The 570-nt window shown below is 59.3% G+C and carries 1 protein-coding gene; it reads right to left on the bottom strand.

Annotated features, from left to right (window positions below; translation table 11 throughout):
- Positions 1-570, bottom strand: a 570-nt coding sequence (locus OSO_RS51440; RefSeq protein WP_010587214.1) for an MBG domain-containing protein, incomplete at both ends; no start/stop codon positions are given.

The following is a 570-nucleotide window of genomic DNA, read 5'->3' as shown; positions in this document are numbered from 1 at the left end:
ACGCTGGTGCCGACATAGTAGGCCAATGTCGTCGAACCACTCACCGCAGCGCCGCCAATGCCAGTTGCCTTCACCGTTGCCGGGAATGGGTTGCCGTTGAAAGTCCCGCCTGCGTTCGTAACGACAACTGTCGGAAGGGCCTTCGTGATCGTAAACGTGACGGGAGCACTCGATGCGTTGCCGTAGTTGGCGTTGCTGCTGGTGAAGGTGACGACGACCGTGTAGGTTCCCGCGTTGGTTGGTGCGGTTGTCGTGCCCGTTCCGCTGACGCTGGTGCCGACATAGTAGGCCAATGTCGTCGAACCACTCACCACAGCCCCGCCGATGCCAGTTGCCTTCACCGTTGCCGGGAATGGATTACCGTTGAAAGTCCCACCTGCGTTCGTGACGACAACCGCCGGAACAGCCTTCGTGATCGTAAACGTGACGGGAGCACTCGATGCGTTGCCGTAGTTGGCGTTGCTGCTGGTGAATGTGGCGACGACCGTGTAAGTGCCGGCGTTGGTTGGTGCGGTTGTTGAGCTGGATCCGTTTGCACTCGTGCCGACATAGTACGTCAATGTCGTTGAG

The organism is Schlesneria paludicola DSM 18645 (assembly GCF_000255655.1).
Taxonomy (GTDB): domain Bacteria; phylum Planctomycetota; class Planctomycetia; order Planctomycetales; family Planctomycetaceae; genus Schlesneria; species Schlesneria paludicola.
This window is presented reverse-complemented; position numbering and strand designations above follow the sequence as displayed.